General features: G+C 71.0%; 17 protein-coding genes. 13 read left to right on the top strand and 4 right to left on the bottom strand.

Annotated elements, in window-relative coordinates; genetic code table 11:
* Positions 1-132: 132 nt before the first annotated feature.
* The 5 genes from EV141_RS04025 to ilvA all read left to right on the top strand — a co-directional run bounded on the left by EV141_RS04025 (position 133) and on the right by ilvA (position 5,425).
* Positions 133-1,248 carry an ABC transporter substrate-binding protein gene (locus EV141_RS04025; RefSeq protein WP_130484656.1) on the top strand — a complete coding sequence of 372 codons (1,116 nt, stop codon included), beginning with the start codon at positions 133-135 and terminating at the stop codon, positions 1,246-1,248.
* Positions 1,220-2,176 carry an ABC transporter permease gene (locus EV141_RS04020; RefSeq protein WP_375880240.1) on the top strand — a complete coding sequence of 319 codons (957 nt, stop codon included), beginning with the start codon at positions 1,220-1,222 and terminating at the stop codon, positions 2,174-2,176. Before EV141_RS04025 ends, EV141_RS04020 begins: the two co-directional genes overlap by 29 nt.
* Entirely contained in the window at positions 2,173-2,982 is an 810-nt protein-coding gene (locus tag EV141_RS04015; protein WP_130484654.1) for an ABC transporter permease, read from the top strand. Before EV141_RS04020 ends, EV141_RS04015 begins: the two co-directional genes overlap by 4 nt.
* Positions 2,979-4,061: an ABC transporter ATP-binding protein gene (locus tag EV141_RS04010; protein WP_130484653.1), complete on the top strand. Its 1,083-nt coding sequence runs from the start codon at positions 2,979-2,981 to the stop codon at positions 4,059-4,061. Before EV141_RS04015 ends, EV141_RS04010 begins: the two co-directional genes overlap by 4 nt.
* Positions 4,062-4,183: 122 nt before the next feature.
* Positions 4,184-5,425, top strand: a complete 1,242-nt coding sequence (gene ilvA / locus EV141_RS04005) for a threonine ammonia-lyase (protein WP_130484652.1) — start codon at positions 4,184-4,186, stop codon at positions 5,423-5,425.
* Between the two features lie 12 nt (positions 5,426-5,437).
* Here the strand turns inward: ilvA and greA are convergent, their stop codons facing one another.
* Positions 5,438-5,932, bottom strand: a complete 495-nt coding sequence (greA, locus tag EV141_RS04000) for a transcription elongation factor GreA (RefSeq protein ID WP_130484651.1) — start codon at positions 5,930-5,932, stop codon at positions 5,438-5,440.
* 70 nt (positions 5,933-6,002) lie between these two features.
* Positions 6,003-6,404 carry a DUF4307 domain-containing protein gene (locus tag EV141_RS03995; protein ID WP_130484650.1) on the bottom strand — a complete coding sequence of 134 codons (402 nt, stop codon included), beginning with the start codon at positions 6,402-6,404 and terminating at the stop codon, positions 6,003-6,005.
* 147 nt (positions 6,405-6,551) lie between these two features.
* On the opposite strand from EV141_RS03995, the gene EV141_RS03990 reads away from it, so the two are divergent.
* Complete coding sequence (locus EV141_RS03990) at positions 6,552-6,917, top strand: hypothetical protein (protein ID WP_130484649.1); 366 nt, start codon at positions 6,552-6,554, stop codon at positions 6,915-6,917.
* Here the strand turns inward: EV141_RS03990 and trhA are convergent.
* Positions 6,879-7,667, bottom strand: coding sequence for a PAQR family membrane homeostasis protein TrhA (gene trhA / locus EV141_RS03985; protein WP_130484648.1), 789 nt, complete (start codon positions 7,665-7,667; stop codon positions 6,879-6,881). The genes EV141_RS03990 and trhA overlap by 39 nt on opposite strands.
* A gap of 86 nt (positions 7,668-7,753) precedes the next feature.
* On the opposite strand from trhA, the gene EV141_RS03980 reads away from it, so the two are divergent.
* The 4 genes from EV141_RS03980 to EV141_RS03965 all read left to right on the top strand — a co-directional run bounded on the left by EV141_RS03980 (position 7,754) and on the right by EV141_RS03965 (position 12,330).
* Positions 7,754-8,536: an isoprenyl transferase gene (locus EV141_RS03980; protein ID WP_260437762.1), complete on the top strand. Its 783-nt coding sequence runs from the start codon at positions 7,754-7,756 to the stop codon at positions 8,534-8,536.
* 53 nt (positions 8,537-8,589) lie between these two features.
* Positions 8,590-9,720 (top strand): aminotransferase class V-fold PLP-dependent enzyme, encoded by a 1,131-nt coding sequence (locus EV141_RS03975; protein ID WP_130484646.1) that lies wholly within the window; start codon positions 8,590-8,592, stop codon positions 9,718-9,720.
* A gap of 174 nt (positions 9,721-9,894) precedes the next feature.
* Complete coding sequence (locus EV141_RS03970; protein WP_130484645.1) at positions 9,895-11,262, top strand: PhoH family protein; 1,368 nt, start codon at positions 9,895-9,897, stop codon at positions 11,260-11,262.
* A 63-nt stretch (positions 11,263-11,325) separates the two neighbouring features.
* Positions 11,326-12,330, top strand: a complete 1,005-nt coding sequence (locus EV141_RS03965; RefSeq protein ID WP_130484644.1) for a hypothetical protein — start codon at positions 11,326-11,328, stop codon at positions 12,328-12,330.
* Between the two features lie 149 nt (positions 12,331-12,479).
* Here EV141_RS03965 and EV141_RS03960 read toward each other — a convergent pair whose 3' ends face one another.
* On the bottom strand, positions 12,480-12,755 hold the full coding sequence (locus EV141_RS03960) for a helix-turn-helix transcriptional regulator (RefSeq protein ID WP_130484643.1): 276 nt from the start codon (positions 12,753-12,755) through the stop codon (positions 12,480-12,482).
* Positions 12,756-12,861: 106 nt separating this feature from the next.
* On the opposite strand from EV141_RS03960, the gene EV141_RS03955 reads away from it, so the two are divergent.
* From EV141_RS03955 to EV141_RS03945, 3 genes are read left to right on the top strand one after another with little or no spacing between them, the layout of a single operon-like run.
* Entirely contained in the window at positions 12,862-14,235 is a 1,374-nt protein-coding gene (locus EV141_RS03955) for a proton-conducting transporter transmembrane domain-containing protein (protein ID WP_130484642.1), read from the top strand.
* Positions 14,232-16,748: a putative inorganic carbon transporter subunit DabA gene (locus tag EV141_RS03950; protein ID WP_157985498.1), complete on the top strand. Its 2,517-nt coding sequence runs from the start codon at positions 14,232-14,234 to the stop codon at positions 16,746-16,748. Before EV141_RS03955 ends, EV141_RS03950 begins: the two co-directional genes overlap by 4 nt.
* Complete coding sequence (locus EV141_RS03945) at positions 16,745-17,068, top strand: P-II family nitrogen regulator (protein WP_130484640.1); 324 nt, start codon at positions 16,745-16,747, stop codon at positions 17,066-17,068. The genes EV141_RS03950 and EV141_RS03945 overlap by 4 nt, the downstream gene beginning before the upstream one ends.
* Positions 17,069-17,074 lie beyond the last annotated feature (6 nt).

Raw genomic sequence — 17,074 nt, 5'->3', positions numbered from 1 at the left:
TTCACCTGCGCGGCGGAATACGGACACGAAACGCTTTTACGTTCAGCACATCCGCTGCGTTTGTGACGCGCCACCCGGCGCGCCGCGGCGGGCACACCCCCACCGGAGGATCTGTTGAACACCACTCGCACCATGGCTGGCGTGGCGCTTGTCGCCGCTGCCGCACTCACGCTCAGCGCGTGCGCGACCGACGCGGGCACCGACGGTGCCGCCTCGGGCGTCGACGCGGCTGCTGCCACGAGCCTCGAAGACTTCGGCTCGTTCGAGGCACTCGAAGAGGCGGCGAAGGCCGAGGGTCAGTTGAACGTCATCGCGCTGCCGCGCGACTGGGCGAACTACGGCGAGATTCTCGATCTTTTCGCCGAGCGTTACCCCGAGATCACCATCAACGAGGCCTCGCCTGACGCCTCGAGCGCCGAAGAAATCCAGGCCGCCGAGAACCTACGCGGGCAAGACACGGCCCCCGATGTCTTCGACCTCGGCCTCGCCGTGGCTCTCGAGAGCACCGACTACTTCGCTCCGTACTTTGTCGAGCGGTGGGACGACATTCCCGCCGAGCTGAAGCACCCCGACGGCCTGTTCTGGGCCGACTACGGCGGGTACATGGCGGTCGGCTACGACCCCGACGCGGTTCCGGCCCCCACGAGCCTTGAGGACCTGCTCGGCGAGGAGTACCGCGGCAAGGTCGCCATCAACGGTGACCCGACGCAGGCGGGCGCGGCTTTCGCCGCCGTCGGCATGGCGACCGTGCAGAACGGCGGCCAGCTCGACGACTTCCAGGCCGGCATCGACTTCTTCGAAGAGCTCAACGCGGTCGGCAACTTCATCAAGATCGACCCGACGCCCGCGACCGTCGCCTCGGGCGAGACTCCGGTCGTCTTCGACTGGGACTACCTGAACAGCGGGTACGCCGCCGACCTCGACGGCCAGCGCAACTGGGAGGTCGTGGTCTTCGACGGCACCGGCTACGCGGGCTACTACAACCAGGCCATCAACAAGGACGCCCCGAACCCGGCGGCCGCCCGACTGTGGCAAGAGTTCCTCTACTCGCCCGAGGTGCAGAACCTGTGGCTGAAGGGTGGGGCTCGACCCGCGCTCGAGCAGGCCATGGTCGAGGCCGGCGAGATCGACGAGGCGCTGTATGCCGCGTTGCCCGAGGCGCCGGCCGACACGGTCGTGCCGTCGGCTGAGCAGAGTGCGGCCGCCGCGACGCTGCTCGGTGAGCGTTGGGCGACCGCTGTCCAGTAGCACGCTCGCGGCCCCGGTCGCACCCGCGGTCGACCCCCGACGCACACCGCGTCGGGGGTCGACCCGCGCGTCCGGAGCCCGAGCTCGACGACGCGCCGCCTGGGGGCTCGCCCCCTTCTCGGTCTACGTCGCTCTGTTTCTCGCCCTGCCGACGGCGCTCGCCGTGTGGTCGGGCTTTGTTGCGAGCGACGGCTCCCTCACGCTCGACACCGTGGCGGCTCTCGGCGATCCGCTCATTCTGCGCACCTTCGGCACGACGCTGTGGCTGTCGGCCATCACCGCGTTGGGCGGGGCCGTGCTCGGCGCCTTCGTCTGTTACGCGCTCATCGGCGTGCGCTCCGACGGCCCGCTGCGCTCCACCGTCGACGCCATCTCGGGCGTTCTCGCCCAGTTCGGCGGCGTCATGCTGGCCTTCGCGTTCGTCGCGACGATCGGCATTCAAGGTTTCGTGACCGTGCTGCTGCGCGACAGCCTGGGCATCGACATCTTTGCCGACGGCGTGTGGCTCTACGAGGCGCCCGGGCTGATCCTGCCGTACCTCTACTTCCAGGTGCCGCTGATGATCATCGTGTTCCTGCCCGCGCTTGAGGGGCTCAAGACCCAGTGGGCCGAGGCCAACGCGACCCTGGGTGGCACGCGGGCGACGTTCTGGTGGCGCATCGGGCTGCCGGTGCTCGCCCCCTCGTTCATTGGCTCGCTGCTGCTGCTGTTCGCCAACGCCTTCAGCTCGTATGCGACGGCTGCCGCCCTCACCAGCCAGGGCCAGTCGATCGTGCCGCTGCAGATCCGGGCCGCCCTCACGAGCGAGACGGTGCTCGGCCGCGAAAACCTGGCCGGCGCCCTGGCGCTCGGCATGATCGTCGTCATGGCCATCGTGATGGGCCTGTACGCCCTGGTGCAGCGCCGCGCGGCCCGGTGGCAGCGATGAGCGCGCCGGTCGCGAGCATCGCGCCGCGCCGCGCCACGCGCATCCTGATTCTGGCGATCGTCGGTGCGATCTTCGCAATTCCGATCGTCGCGATGGTCGAATTCACGATGCGTCGCGGGCTCGACGGTGGCTACGACCTGAGTCGCTGGGTCACCGTCTTCACGGGGCAGCTCGGCCCCGCGTACGCGCCGGTGTGGCAGGGCGTGCAGAACTCGCTCGTGCTCGCCCTCGTGACGGTCGCGATCATGCTGGCGCTGCTCGTGCCCACCATGATTCTCGTGGCGCTGCGTTTTCCGCAGCTGCAGCGCGTGCTCGAGTTCGTGTGTCTGTTGCCGATCAGCATTCCGGCGATCGTGCTGGTCGTCGGGCTGGCGCCCGTCTACCAGGTGATCTCGCGGATGCTCGGCTCAGGAACCTGGACCCTCGCCTTCGCCTACGGCATCCTCGTGCTGCCCTTTGCCTACCGGGCGGTGCAGTCGAACATCGAGGCGATCGACATCGTCACGCTGACCGAGGCCGCCCGCTCGCTGGGCGCCGGCTGGCTCACCGTGATCGTGCGGGTGCTCATGCCGAACCTGCGACGCGGCCTGCTCGCCGGCGCCTTCATCTCGGTCGCCGTGGTGCTCGGCGAGTTCACGATCGCCTCGCTGCTCAGTCGCACCACCCTGCAGACGGCCCTCGTCGTCGCCTCGAAGGCCGACGCGTTCATCGCCGTCATCTTCGCCCTGCTCGCCCTGCTGTTCGCGTTCATACTGCTGATCGTCATCGGCCGTATCGGGCGCGGTCGCCTCGGAAGGACCTCATGACCACCCCCGCCCCCACCCCCGCGCCAGCGGCGGAGACCCGCACCTCGGCGCCCGTTGCGCTGGTCGGCGTCGTCAAGCAGTTTCCGGGTCTCACGGCCCTCGACGGCGTATCGCTCGAGCTCGCCCCCGGCGAGTTCGTCGCGCTGCTCGGCCCGTCGGGCTGCGGCAAGACGACGGCGCTGCGCGTGCTCGCCGGGCTCGAGTCGGCCGACGACGGCCACATCCTGATCGACGGCCGCGACGTGGTCGATGTGCCCACGAACCGTCGCGACATCGGCATGGTGTTTCAGTCGTACTCGCTGTTTCCACACCTGACGGTGCTCGAGAACGTCGAATTCGGTCTCCGGATGCGCAAGGTCGAAGCCTCCGAGCGTCGCCGTCGCGCCACCCAGATGCTCAACATGGTCGGCCTCGACCATCACGCCGACCGCTTCGCCCACCAGCTCTCGGGCGGTCAGCAGCAGCGCGTCGCGCTGGCCCGAGCACTCGTCACCGAACCGCGAGTGCTGCTGCTCGACGAGCCGCTCAGCGCGCTCGACGCGAAAGTGCGCGTGGGGCTGCGGGACGAAATTCGGCGCATCCAGACCGAACTCGGAATCACGACGCTGTTCGTGACACACGACCAGGAGGAGGCGCTCGCCGTCGCCGACCGCGTTGCCGTGATGCGCGCGGGGCGAATCGAACAGATCGGCACGCCCGAGGAGCTCTACTCGCGCCCCGCGAGCGCGTTCGTCGCCGACTTCGTGGGGCTCAGCAACCGCGTGCCCGCCGTGGTTCAGGGCGAGGTCGCGACCGTGCTGGGCACCACCCTGCCGCTGGTGAGCGCCGACGCGCCCGCTGGCTCGGGTGTCGCCCTGGTGCGCCCCGAAGATGTGCTGATCGTGCCCGGCGACGACCCGCGGGCAACGAGTGCGGCGGTGGTCAGCACCTCGTTTCTCGGCTCGCTTCGTCGCACGCGGGTGCGACTCGATGATGGCCTCGAGCTGGTGGTGCAGCACGCTGCGGGCGAGCATGTCGAGGCGGGTGAGCGGGTCGCGGTGCGCCTCGCGGGACGCCCCGTCGTCATCGACGCCGCGTAACCATGCCCGCCGCGGCATGCGACGCGGTTCAGCGGGCGGGTAACGGCTCGTAGACTGGCGGGGCTGCGGGATGCTCGCGCCGGTATCCGCCGACAGCGCGCGATCGCACGCGGAGGAGCCCCATGACCCACGAGTCGACCATCGCCGGGCCGAGCCTGGCCGACGTCGAGCGCGCCCGCGTCACCGTCTCGGCCGTCGCCGACGTGACGCCGATGGAGTCGTCGCACTACCTCAGCCGCGTACTGGGCCAGCCCGTCTTCATGAAGTGCGAGAACCTGCAGCGCACCGGCTCGTACAAGATTCGCGGCGCCTACAACCGCATCTCGTCGCTCAGCGACGAGGAAAAGGCGCGCGGCGTCGTTGCCGCGTCGGCCGGAAACCACGCACAGGGCGTCGCCTTCGCCGCCCGAGAGCTGGGCATTCCGGCAACCATCTTCATGCCGATCGGCGTCGCCCTGCCGAAACTTGCTGCCACCCGCGACTACGGAGCCGACGTGGTGTTGCGCGGGCACACGGTCGCCGAGCCGCTGCGCGCCGCCGCCGAGCACGCCGAGCGCACGGGTGCCGTCTACATTCCCCCGTTCGACCACCCCGACGTGATCGCCGGGCAGGGCACGCTGGGCCTCGAAGTGCTCGAGCAGGTGCCCGACCTCGCCACGGTCGTCGTGCCGATCGGCGGCGGTGGGCTCATTTCGGGCATGGCGACCGTGCTCAAGCAGCGCGCCGCCCAGCTCGGCCGCGAGATTCGGGTCATCGGCGTGCAGGCCATGAACGCCGCCGCCTACCCCGTGTCGCTCGCCGCCGGCGCCGTCACCGAGATCACCATCAGCCCGACCATCGCCGACGGCATCGCCGTGTCGAAGCCCGGCAAGCTGAACTTCGAGATCATCAAAGACACCGTCGACGAGGTCGTCACGGTTGACGACGACGACATCGCCCGCGCCATGCTGATGCTGCTCGAGCGCGCCAAGCTCGTCGTCGAGCCCGCCGGGGCCGTCGGGGTCGCGGCGATCCTGACCGGCAAGATCCGTGCATCCGGCCCGACGGTCGTGATGCTCTCGGGCGGCAACATCGACCCGCTGATCATGGAGCGCGTCATCAGCCACGGGCTCGCGGCCAGCGAGCGCTACCTGAAGCTGCGCATCCCATTGCCCGACCGGCCGGGGCAGCTCGCCCGCACGAGCGAGATCGTGGCCGCGCAGAACGCCAACGTCGTTGAGGTGCTGCACACGCGCCACGGCACGGGGCTCGCGATCAGTCAGGTCGAACTCGAACTGCACATCGAAACCCGCGGCCCCGAACACGCCGAGCAAGTGCTCGGAGCGCTCAGGGCCGAGGGATATGAACCGCGCGTTGACTTTTAGCGGGGTTAGCCCCTACGGGGCGTAAGTCTCGACCTCGACGATCGTGACCTCGATGCTCTTGCCGTTCGGCGCCTCGTAGCTGACGGTGTCGCCCACCCTCGCGCCGTTGATGGCCTGCCCGAGCGGGCTTGCCTCGCTGAACACGTCGAGCTCGCTGCCGTCGGCCAGAATCTCGCGGCTGCCGAGCAGGAACTTCTCGTCGTCGCCCAGAATCGTCGCGGTGATGACCGTGCCGGGGCGGACGACGCCGTCTGCCTCGGGCGCTTCGCCCACCGTCGCGTTCTTCAAGAGCTCTGCGAGGGTGCGGATGCGCGCCTCGATCTTGCCCTGCTCGTCTTTCGCGGCGTGGTACCCGCCGTTCTCTTTCAGGTCGCCTTCATCGCGCGCCGATTCGATGCGCTTCGCGATTTCGGCGCGGCCGGTGGTCGACAGGTGCTCGAGCTCGGCCTGCAGACGGTCATACGCGTCCTGCGTCAACCACTGGGTGGTCGCACTGGTGTCACTCATGTGATTGCCTCCTGATGCAAAACGGAACCGGCCGCGAGTGCGGCCGGTTCCGAGTTCGATTCAGAGGAGCCTAGGGGAGCCAGCAGCCGTACGGCAAACCCGTCACAGCCTGCTCGGAGGTGCGCAGCGTCTCGGTGAACACCCGGGTGCGCTGGTCCGACGAGTCGAGTTCGAGCACCCGCCACCCCACGATGCCGAAGTTGGCGTTCAGGGCTTGCACGGCGCACGACACCTCTGTACCGGGGGCGACCGAGACCTCCCACGCGACGGTGATCGAGGTGTCGGTCAGATCGCGGTAGCCGAGCTCGCGCACCTCAAGTTCGGCGTTCGTGCCCGAGAGCCCGCCCCACACCACCCAGGCGCCGAAGACGAGGGTGAAGAGCGCGCCGCTGATGATGAGGATCCGCTTGGTGCGGGTGTCGTCGCGGGCGGTACGGCCGTAGCGCTCGTCGAGGAGCTGCTGCGCGGTCATGACGTCGAAGCCTGCCTCTCGGTGATCGCTCTGGCGTCGCGGGATACGCTGATACTCCCAGGGTAGAGGCCGATTCTGTGCGGCCGCCGCCCGACCGGCGTCGATCGTGACGCCGGCTCCGCCTGATCGCCGAGGAGCGCATCCGCCGTGTTCTGGTCCGTCATTTCCCGACTGCCGCAGGGCCTCGGGCCGAACCCCATCGACGACCCGCTCATCCCGCCGTTCGAGGGTGACCCGAACACGGTGACACCGGGCGTTGCTGGCTTCTTCGCGATCTTCTTTGTCGCGGTGGCGTCGATCTTTGTGATCGTCGACATGGCCCGCCGCATTCGCCGCGTGCGCTACCGCGGCGAGGTGCGCGAGCGTCTCGAGGCCGAGCGCCTCGCGGCCGAGCAGGGCGAGTCGAGCGAATCCGGCGAGCACGACGTCGCGCCCGAGGGCGGCGACGTGGATGCGGCCCCCGCGTCAGACGATTCAGCCCCCGTTGAACGGCGGGTTGATCGCGAGGAGTAGCGTCGCGCTCCAGTGGCAGAGGAACGCGACGACGGTGAGCGCGTGGAAGATCTCGTGGAAGCCGAAGACGCCCGGAATGGGGTTGGGTTTCTTCATGCCGTAGATCACCGCTCCGGCGGTGTAGGCCAGGCCGCCCGCGACCACGAGCACCATCATCGCGACGTTCGCGGCAATGAGGTCGGGCAGGTACAGCACCGCCGCCCAGCCGAGCAGCAGGTAGAGGGGAACGTAGACCCAGCGCGGGGCGTGAATCCAGAACACCCGGAACCCGATACCGAGCGCCGCGCCCGCCCACACGAGCGAGAGCAAGATGAGGCCCTTGTCGAGCGGCAGCGCGAGCAACGCCATCGGGGTGTAGGTGCCCGCGATCAACAGGAAGATGTTGGCGTGGTCAAGGCGCTTCAAGAGCACCCGCATGCGGTCGCTCCAGGTGAAGCGGTGGTACGTCGCCGAAATGCCGAACAGCAGCAGCGAGGTGAAGACAAACACCGTGCTGGACCAGCGCGCCATGGGCCCCTCGCCGAGGGCGACCAGCACCAGACCCAGCACGATCGCGAGCGGGAAGGTACCCGCGTGAATCCAGCCGCGCCAGGTCGGCTTCCGCTCGAGCCCGCGGTAGTCGATCGACTCGTCGAGCAGCGGAATATTCGGGATGCCCGACCCCGGTTCGCGCTCGACCGTCGCGGGCGTCGCGCCATCGCTCGCGGACGGGTCGCGGTCGGCTGACGGTCCGTTGGGGGTGGCGGTCATGCCGTCGATGCTACGCGCGGCGGATGTGCGCCTCGCGCCGCTTAGTCGACCGCCACAACCGCGGAGGCGTGGACTACCGTAGACCTGTGCGTTCAACGCGAACACTCGGGGGGCGCGGACCTCTCTACCGCCTGTACATGGGCCGGCTGCGACGTCAGCTGGCGGGTGCCACGCACCCGCACCACGTCGCCATGATCATCGACGGCAACCGCCGGTGGGCCCGCCAGTGGGGCGGCAGCACCGAGCACGGTCACCGCGCGGGCGCCGTGAAGGTGCGCGAGTTTCTCACGTGGTGCGACGACGCCGACATCAAGGTGGTCACGCTGTACCTGCTGTCGGCCGACAACCTCACGGGTCGTGACGCCGACGAGTTGGCCGCGCTGACGCAGATCATCGCCGAGCTCGCCGACGAGCTCGCGGGCGTGCGCGACTGGCGCGTGCACCACGTCGGCACGCGCGACGGGCTGCCCGGCGAGCTCTGCGACGCGCTGTCGCGGGCCGAGGCGACCACCGCCGAGCACCCCGGGCTGCACATCAACCTCGCCGTTGGTTACGGCGGCCGCCGCGAGATCGTCGACGCCGTGCGCCGCATCATCCAAGGCCACGCCGCGGGCGGCGGAACCCTCGACGACCTCGCCGAGAAGGTCACGCCCGACCACATTGCCGAGCACCTCTACACGGGCGGCCAGCCCGACCCCGATCTCGTCATTCGCACCTCGGGCGAGCAACGCCTGAGCGACTTCATGCTCTGGCAGAGCGCGCACAGCGAGTTCTACTTCGTCGAGGCGCTTGGCCCCGACCTGCGCGAGGTCGACTTTCTGCGCGCACTGCGCGACTTCGCGACACGACAGCGACGGTTCGGCCAGTAGGCCAGACGTCGACCCGCGGCGCCCACCCCGGCGCCCCATGGAAAGGCCACCCGATGCCCACGATCGATGAGTACGCAACCGAGTTCACCGACGAACCCGGCTACCTCGACTTCGCCACCGTCGCCCCGATCGGGGAGGCCGCGATGGCCGAGGAGCGCGCCCAGTCACTGCTGTTGTCGACGGCCCGCCACGGCGCGATGACCGCCATCATCGACCAGGAAGACCGGGTGGATGCGGCGATCGCCGCGCTGCTCGATGTCCCGCCCGAGCAGCTCGTCTTCCAACCCTCGACCTCTCAGGCCCTCATGCACGTCGCCTTCGGGCTCACCGGCGGCATCGCCCTGTCGACGGGCGAGCACCCCGCGACGACGTACGCCGTCGCTCGCGCCGCCGACGCCCTCGGAGTGCTGCAGGCCACGCGCTTCACGCCCGATCACGAGCGCGTGACGCCCGCCTCCATCGCGGATGCGCTGACCAGCTCGATCGCGGCCGTCGCGGTGAGCGCCGTCGACGACCGCACCGGCCACCTCGTCGACCTGGAGGGCATTCGGCAGGTGGTGGGCGATCGTCTGCTCATCGTCGACGCGAGCCAGGCGCTCGGCGTCGTCGACGCGCCCTGGAACCTCGCCGACGTCGTGGTGGGCACCGGGCGCACCTGGTTGCGAGCCGGCTACGGCACGGGGTTCCTCGCGCTGAGCGAGCGGGCCGCCGAGCAACTCGTTCCCGTGTGGTCGGGCTGGCTGGCCGCAGCGGGCGGGCCGGGGGAGGAGCGCACCGACGCGGTCGCCCCGCCCGTCAGCGGGGCGTTGGCCTATCGGGTGGGCTACGCCGACCCCACCGCGCAGGCCCGACTCGCGGGCGCCGCGGAGGAGGTCGCCGCCATCGGGGTGGACGCGATTCGCCGGCGGGTCCTCGACACCTGTGCCACGATCATCCAGCTCGCCGACCAGGCGGGGATTTCGGTCGTATCGCCGCGCGATGACGCGGAGCGCGCGGGAATCGTCGTGATCGAGCCGGCGGCCGGAACGGTCACCGCGCTCGTCGCCGCGCTGCACAACCACGGCATCACCGCCACCCACACCGGCGAGCGGGTGCGACTGTCGGCGCACGTGTCGACCCGCGACGACACCCTCCAACTGCTGCAGTCGGCGTTCACCGAGTTCGGCACGGTGACGACTGCGTGAACGCTTCCCGCACGCCGCGTGTCGTTCCCGCGCAATCCTCGGCTCAGGCGTAGCGTCAGCGCCATCGGGCACCGCGCCCGATCGAGACGGCCGGATGCTCGTCTCGCGAGCCCCCGGCCGACCTCGTAGAACTGGTTCCGGGCGCGCCGGAGGTGCTCCCGGGGATGGAGCACCGTGGCCGCGACTCGCACTCCCCGTTCAGAATCCGCAGCATCGACGACCGCGTCGACCGGGCACGAACAGGAGGTCGCGCAGCGCACGTATGTGCTCGACACCTCCGTGCTCTTGAGCGATCCGAAGGCGATGTTCCGCTTCGCGGAGCACGCCGTCGTGTTGCCCGTCGTGGTGATCGGCGAACTCGAGGCCAAGCGTCACGACCCCGAGATCGGGTACTTCGCCCGCCAGGCGCTGCGCAATCTCGATGACCTCCGCGTCAAGCACGAGCGCCTCGACTTTCCGGTCGCGGTGGGTGACGACGGAGGCAGCCTGCGGGTCGAGCTGAACCACTCGAACCAGTCGGTGCTGCCGAGCGGTCTGCAGCTCGGTGACAACGACTCGCGCATCCTCGCCGTGGCCATGAACCTCGCCGCCGAGGGTCTGAACGTCACGGTCGTCTCGAAAGACCTGCCGATGCGCGTGAAGGCCTCGTCGATCGGTCTGGCGGCCGAAGAGTACCGCCACGAACTCGCCATCGACTCGGGCTACACGGGGCTCGCCGAGGTGCGCCTGTCGGCCGAACAGATGGCTGACCTCTACGAGCGCGAGGTGGTGCGCTCGTCGACCGTGAAAGACCTCCCCGTCAACACCTCGCTCGTGATCGCCTCCGATCGGGGCTCGGCCCTCGGCCGGGTGGTCGGCGACGACGAGATCCAGCTCGTGCGCGGCGACCGCGACGTGTTCGGCCTGCACGGCCGCTCGGCCGAGCAGCGCCTCGCTCTCGACCTGCTGATGGACCCGCAGGTCGGCATCGTCTCGCTCGGCGGTCGCGCCGGCACGGGCAAGTCGGCCCTCGCCATGTGCGCGGGTCTCGAGTCGGTGCTCGAGCGCAACCAGCAGCGCAAGATCATGGTGTTCCGGCCGCTTTACGCGGTGGGCGGCCAAGAGCTGGGCTACCTTCCGGGTGACGCGAGCGAGAAGATGAACCCGTGGGCCCAGGCCACGTTCGACACCCTCTCGAGCGTCGTGTCGCAGAACGTGCTCGACGAGGTCATCGACCGGGGCCTGCTCGAGGTGCTGCCGCTCACGCACATTCGCGGGCGTTCGCTGCACGACGCCTTCGTCATCGTCGACGAGGCCCAGTCGCTCGAGCGCAACGTGCTGCTCACGGTGCTGTCGCGTATCGGCCAGAACTCGAAGGTCGTGCTCACCCACGACGTCGCCCAGCGCGACAACCTGCGGGTTGGCCGGCACGACGGCGTCGCGAGCGTGATTGAGACGCTGAAGGGGCACGCCCTGTTCGGCCACATCACCCTCACCCGCAGCGAGCGCAGCGCGATCGCGGCACTCGTTACCGACCTGCTCGAGGGCAACGAGCTCGCCTAGCCGCCGTGTGACAAGCGGGGCGGATGCGCGGCGCGCGTGACGCGCATCCGCTACCGTTCGGTCATGAGCATCGATCGAGATCGCGGGGCATCCCGCCGCCGTCGTGCCCAGTGGGGTGGAGCCCTCCTGGCAGCGATCGCCATCGTCATGACGCCGCCGCTGGGTATCGGGAGCTATGTGCTGGGCGTTGCTGCCGCGGGCTATCCCCTGGATGGCACGGGGGTGGCCCCGCTCGCTGTCGCCGTGGTGGGCGGCGCCGTCGGTCTTGCCCTCGTGGTGGGCAGTGCCCTGATCGTCTCGGCCCTCGTCGCCCGCCCGCGACCCCGGCCGGTGACCACCGCCGGGGCCGTGTCGCTCATCGCCGGAACCGCGCTGCTGACTGCGCTGCCGCTCGCTCCGAGCGTCGTGCTCGGCTTGATGGGCTTCCCCTACCTCGTCGCGATCGCTCTCATGGGTTTTGGGGCCAGTGCGTGCGCCAGCGCGTGGATGCGGTCGGGCGAAACGGCGCCGGGGCCGCGTGTTGAGAGTGACCGAGAACGCCCTGCGACGCTCGCCGCGACCCTCGCGGTCGCGACGCTGATTCCGCTCTCGCTGCTTGCCACGGGCCTGGTCGAAGCGTTCGTGTGGGGGCCGGAGGCGCAGACCGACGGGCTGACGGCCGCCGAGGTGTGGGCGGCGCTCAGCGCGGGCGATGCCGCCGCCGCGCGCGCGGGCATCATCGGGTGGGCAGTGATCTCCGCGCTGCTGTCACTGCTGCCCGCACTCGTCGCCGTGCTCGCGCGACGGATCCCCGATGCGGCGCCGGCCGACCGGCGCCGGGCGATACGGGTTGCGGGGCTGTTCGCCGGCGGGATGGTCGCCACGCTTCACTGGGTGGGCACCTTCAGCCTCGGCATGTCGATTGCCGACACGCTTCCGCCCTACACGGGCTCCCTCTCCGGGCCGGCCGCGGTGATCGTGGGACTCGGCTCGTTCCTGCTCGCGAGCGCGGTGTTCGCCGCGCTGCTCGGCCGCCCGGCTGCGCGAGCGCACACGAGCCCCGTGCGAGAGGTGACGCCCACGCGCTAGCGGGGCGTGCATCCGCCGTGCCGGATCGAGCGCGGCGGGAGTAGGGTGGCGGCACGAGCCGGGGTGCGGCCGTGCGTGCGCTTCAGAACCGGTGGTGCGGATCGGAAGGTCGCCTCGTGCCCCGGCTCGCTTCGCGCACCCGACGCTGGCTAGCGCGGGGCGACAGCGTTGAGCAGCTCGCCGACCGTGTGCCCGTTTTCGAGCGGGTGCCGCAGCGGCTGCTGGCGCTGGATGCGGTACGTGTTGCGCCGCCCGTCGCGGAACTTCTCGAGGTAGCCGGCCTCAACCAGCTCGCCGAGGATCCGCACGACCGCGCGCTCGGTGATGCCGACGCGTTCGGCGATGTCGCGTACCCGAAGGGTCTCGTCGGCGTTCAGGCAGGTGAGCACGTGCCCGTGATTGCTGAGAAACGTCCACCCTGACACGCCTCCACTGTAGGGGAGAGGGATGCGCGTATTGGCACGCCATTACGCGTTTATCTTTACATGCAATTAATTACCTGTATTGTGTAGCGCGACAGGAGGTTCATGCATGTTTCCCGATCTTAGCACCGCTGCCCCTGATGGCCTGCTTCGCATCGACGCCGTCACCCTGCTTCTCGCCACCCTCGTCGCCCTGGTGGCCCTCGCCGTTCTGCCCTACGCGCACCGCAGCCTTCGCGGAGACCGCCACGGCCGAGGGGTCACGGGGGCGCTCGCCCTGGTCTTCGTCGCGAGCGGCGCCATGGTGCTGCTCGCCGAACCGCTCGCGCAGGCCGCGGCCTGGAGCGTGGCCACCGTCGGCGTGCTCATCGGGCTCCGACTCGGCGGCGGACCGGCTGCGGCTCGGCGACCGGCCGCGTGGCTCGTCACCTCCGATGTGCTCGTGTGGGCGAGCGTGCTGCTGGCACCCGGCAGCGTCGCCGCCTTCCTGCTGGTGGCCGCCGCGATCATCCGCGCCGCCGGCGTGCCGGCCCACAGCTGGCTGCTCGACGCCCTGCGCGCCCCCACGCCCGTCAGCGCCGCGCTGCACGGCGGCGTGGTGAACGGTGGCGCCATCCTGCTGATCCTGCAGTGGCCCGCCCTCGCCGCCGGTGCCGCGCCGCTGATCGTGGCCGCCGTCTTCGGCGCGCTCGCGATCGTCGTGGGCGGCGCCGGCCTCGCCGCCCGCCCCGACATCAAGGGCAAGCTGGTGCTGTCGACCGTCGCGCAGCTGGGCTTCACGATGCTCTGCATCGGGCTCGGGTTGTGGGCGGCCGCCCTGCTGCACCTCGTCGCTCACGGCTGGTACAAGTCGGCGCGATTTCTGGCCTCGGGTGACGGCGTCGACCGCCGAGCCGCCGCCCGTCGCGCGCCCGCGCCCTCCCGCCCGCTTCTGCCGTCGCGCGTCGGTGCCGCGCTGGGTGCGCTCGCCGCGGCGCTCGCGGTCGCGACCGGCGTGCTCGTCGCCTACCCCGGCGCGTTCTCGCTGGGCGGGGCCGTCGTCATCGCGATGATCGGCCTCGCGACCGGCACGGCGGCGGCTCGCCTCGTCGGCACCGCCGCCACGCCCGCACAACTGGCCGGCCGCCTCGTTGCGGTCGTCGCGCTCGCGGGAGCAATCGCGGTCGCCCTCGGCTCGCTGACCCGGATGCTCGCTCCGGCTCTCGCCCCCTCCGTCACGCCGCCGCTCGCCTCCCTCGCGCTCGCCGCCACGGCGGCCCTCGCGGTCGCGGCCCTCGCCGCGGTGCGTCGTGCCGCGGCCGGGTCGTCGCTCGACCGCGCACTGCTGGCCGGAGCCCTCGCGCTCGGGGCCGCTCCCCGCGCCGCCCTCGATCGACGCGGTTCTTGCCGCTCGCCAGCGGTCGATGCGCTCGCCTCTGTCACCGCGGGCGCCGACGCCCGATCCACCCCGACACCCGTCACCCGTCAGGAGGTCGCCGCGTGAGCAGCACCGAATCGCACCCCACCCCCGGTCGCGGCGACGCCGTGCTCGGCGCCCCCACCGCCGTCACCGGGCCGAGCACCATCGACCTGCAGCGCGTGCGGGCATTCGCCGACGTCGCGCTCGACGTGGTCGGCGACTACTACGGTCTCGACGCTGCCGTGGCAGTCAACCCCCTGTTGCCGCGACTCGCCGCGGGCTTCGGCGTTGCGGCGACGGAAGCCGCTGCGGCCCTCGGCGCCGCGGGGGCGCCGACGGAGGCCCACTTTCGGGCGCTGCTCTCGAGCGGACGGATCCGCCGCGCCGATCTGGCGGCGGTCCTCCGACGCCGGAGCGCCACCGACGCCGCCGGCGATGAGGCGGCGGGCGACGAGGGGGTAGGCGACGATGACGTGCTCGTCGCACGCTTCCTCGAGGCGGCGCCGAGCATCCGGAATCGGCCCGCCGTCGACCGCCGCACGGCGCGCGTCGACGACCGCCTGTCGCGCTTCACCCGCAGTTGGTTCGCTGACGAGGAGGCGGCCTGGTCGGTGCGCACGGGGGCGGGCTTCTACGCCGACTGGCGCGCGCTGGCGCTCGTCGACCTGACGCTGCGGCCGCGAGCCCGGCGCGCGCTACGTGAGCTGCCCGAGCGGCCGGATGCGCTCATCGCGCGCCACCTGGCGGGTCGCCGCCTCGACGACGCGGCCGCGCTTGACCTGCTGGGTCGCCACCTCGCGCGCACCCCCGGCTGGACGGCGGCACTGCGCCGCCGCACGGCCACGCGGCGCGACGTCGACGCGGTCGAGTTCCTCGCGGTGCGCCTCGCCCTCACGTCCGTGCTCGACGCTCCCGACCCCGCTGCGGCCCCGGCGCCCGAACTCAGCGCTGAGCGTCTACTCGTGTGGCAGGAGGCGGCGGAGGCCGGTACGCACGACGCGATCCTGCGCTCAGTGCGCATCCCGTCGGCGCCCGGGCGGGATGACGAGGGGGGCGTTGACGCCGTCCCGGCCACGCTCGACGCGGTGCCAGAAGCGGCCCACGTCGTCTGCTGCATCGACGTGCGCAGCGAAGGCCTGCGCCGCCACCTCGAAGCCGTCGGGCCCTACGGCACCAGCGGCTTCGCCGGCTTCTTCGGGGTCGCCGCCCGGGTGCGCCCGCTGGGAGCCCCCACGGGGGTCGACGCGTGCCCCGTGCTCATTGCGCCGCGGCACGCGATCGACGAGCGCCCGCGGCCCGGGGCCGCACCCCGCACCCGCACCGCCCTCGAGCGTCTGCGGGCGACCGCGAGCTGGTCGTCGGCGCTGCGCGCGCCGGAAAAAGGCGTGCACTCAGCGCTCGGCTGGGCAGAACTCAGTGGCTGGATGCTCGGCCCGCTTTCCGCGCTCCGCTCGGTCGCGCCCGGCGCACTCGGTGACGCGCGGCGCCCCGATGAGTTGCCGTCTTCGCCCCCCACGCTGTTCGATCTCGACTCGGCGATGTCGCTCGACGAGCAGGTCATGACGGCTGACACGGTGCTCACCACGATGGGCATGACGACGCGGTTCGCTCCCGTCGTGCTGTTGCTCGGTCACGGGGCCACGACGACGAACGCGCCGTTCCGCACGGCTCTCGACTGCGGGGCGTGCGGAGGGCACCGTGGCGGCAGCAACGCGCGCATCGCGGCTGCCCTGCTCAACGCCCCGGCCGTCCGCGCGGGCCTGGCCGCGCGCGGCATCCGTATCCCCGACGAGACGGTGTTTCTCGGTGGCGAACATGACACGGTCACCGACCGCGTGACCGTGCACGACGCTCACGCTCTTCCCGAGCGCCAGCGCCTGCGGGTGCGTGCCCTGGAAGCCGATCTCGCGATCGCGGGCAAGCGGCTGCGCCGCGAGCGACTGGCCGAGCTGCCGGGCGGACGCCGCGTCGGTGCCGAGGCCGAGGTCGACCGGCGCGCCGCCGACTGGGCGCAGGTGTTCCCCGAGTGGGGCCTCGCCCGCAACGCGGCGATCGTCATCGGCCCGCGCGCGCTCACGCGCGGGGTCGACCTCGAGCGTCGCGCCTTCCTGCACAGTTACGAGCAGTCGACCGACCCCGACGGCACGGCGCTGACGACGATTCTCACCGCGCCGCTGGTCGTGGCGCACTGGATCAACGCGCAGTACTACTTCTCGAGCGTCGACCCCGAGGTGTTTGGTGCCGGCAGCAAGACGGTGCACAACCTCGTCGGCGGCCTCGGCGTGCTCGCCGGCCCCGACGGCGACCTGCGCATCGGCCTGCCGCAGCAGTCGGTCATGACCCGCGAGGGCCTGCACCACGAGCCCGTGCGGCTCATGGCAATCGTCGACGCCCCGCTGGAGCGCATCGACCGCGTCATCGAGCGCCACGACATCGTGCGCGACCTCGTGCACGGCGAGTGGGTGCGCCTGGTCGCCCCGGCCGCTGACGGACGCGGCTGGGTCGAGCGCGGCGCCGATGGCTGGCGCCCGCGCATCCTGACCCCCGACACTGATGACGTCGCGACCGCGACCCCGACCGCGAAGGAGGCGGCATGACCGTCGAAGGACTCTCCCCGATGACGAAGGTGGAGGTCGTCGTGCGTTCGACCGACGCCGACGCCGTCTCGCGGCAGATCGTGAGCGCCGGCGGCACCGGTTACACGAGCCTGCCCGGCGTGACCGGCCTCGGCCACCACGGCGCCCACGACGGGCGCGCCCTGTTCAACGATCAGGATGCGCTCACGCTGACGATCACGGTCGTGCCCGACGATCGCGCCCCTGCCCTCATCGCGGGCTTGCGCGAGCTGCTCGAGCGTCGGCCCGGCGTGATGTTCGTGTCTCAGGTGTCGGTGAGCCGCCCCCACTACTTCCAGTAGGGGCGG

It is taken from the genome of Microcella putealis, from assembly GCF_004216575.1.
GTDB classification, from domain to species: Bacteria; Actinomycetota; Actinomycetes; order Actinomycetales; family Microbacteriaceae; genus Microcella; species Microcella putealis.
Note: the sequence above shows the minus strand (reverse complement) of the source record. Positions and strands in the feature narration are given on the sequence as shown.

Coding starts and splice junctions, on each gene's coding strand:
- EV141_RS04025 (WP_130484656.1), top strand. CDS start 133: ATGGCTGGCGTGGCGCTTGTCGCCGCTGCCGCACTCACGCTCAGCGCG.
- EV141_RS04015 (WP_130484654.1), top strand. CDS start 2,173: ATGAGCGCGCCGGTCGCGAGCATCGCGCCGCGCCGCGCCACGCGCATC.
- EV141_RS04010 (WP_130484653.1), top strand. CDS start 2,979: ATGACCACCCCCGCCCCCACCCCCGCGCCAGCGGCGGAGACCCGCACC.
- ilvA (WP_130484652.1), top strand. CDS start 4,184: ATGACCCACGAGTCGACCATCGCCGGGCCGAGCCTGGCCGACGTCGAG.
- greA (WP_130484651.1), bottom strand. CDS start 5,932: ATGAGTGACACCAGTGCGACCACCCAGTGGTTGACGCAGGACGCGTAT.
- EV141_RS03995 (WP_130484650.1), bottom strand. CDS start 6,404: ATGACCGCGCAGCAGCTCCTCGACGAGCGCTACGGCCGTACCGCCCGC.
- trhA (WP_130484648.1), bottom strand. CDS start 7,667: ATGACCGCCACCCCCAACGGACCGTCAGCCGACCGCGACCCGTCCGCG.
- EV141_RS03975 (WP_130484646.1), top strand. CDS start 8,590: ATGCCCACGATCGATGAGTACGCAACCGAGTTCACCGACGAACCCGGC.
- EV141_RS03965 (WP_130484644.1), top strand. CDS start 11,326: ATGAGCATCGATCGAGATCGCGGGGCATCCCGCCGCCGTCGTGCCCAG.
- EV141_RS03955 (WP_130484642.1), top strand. CDS start 12,862: ATGTTTCCCGATCTTAGCACCGCTGCCCCTGATGGCCTGCTTCGCATC.
- EV141_RS03945 (WP_130484640.1), top strand. CDS start 16,745: ATGACCGTCGAAGGACTCTCCCCGATGACGAAGGTGGAGGTCGTCGTG.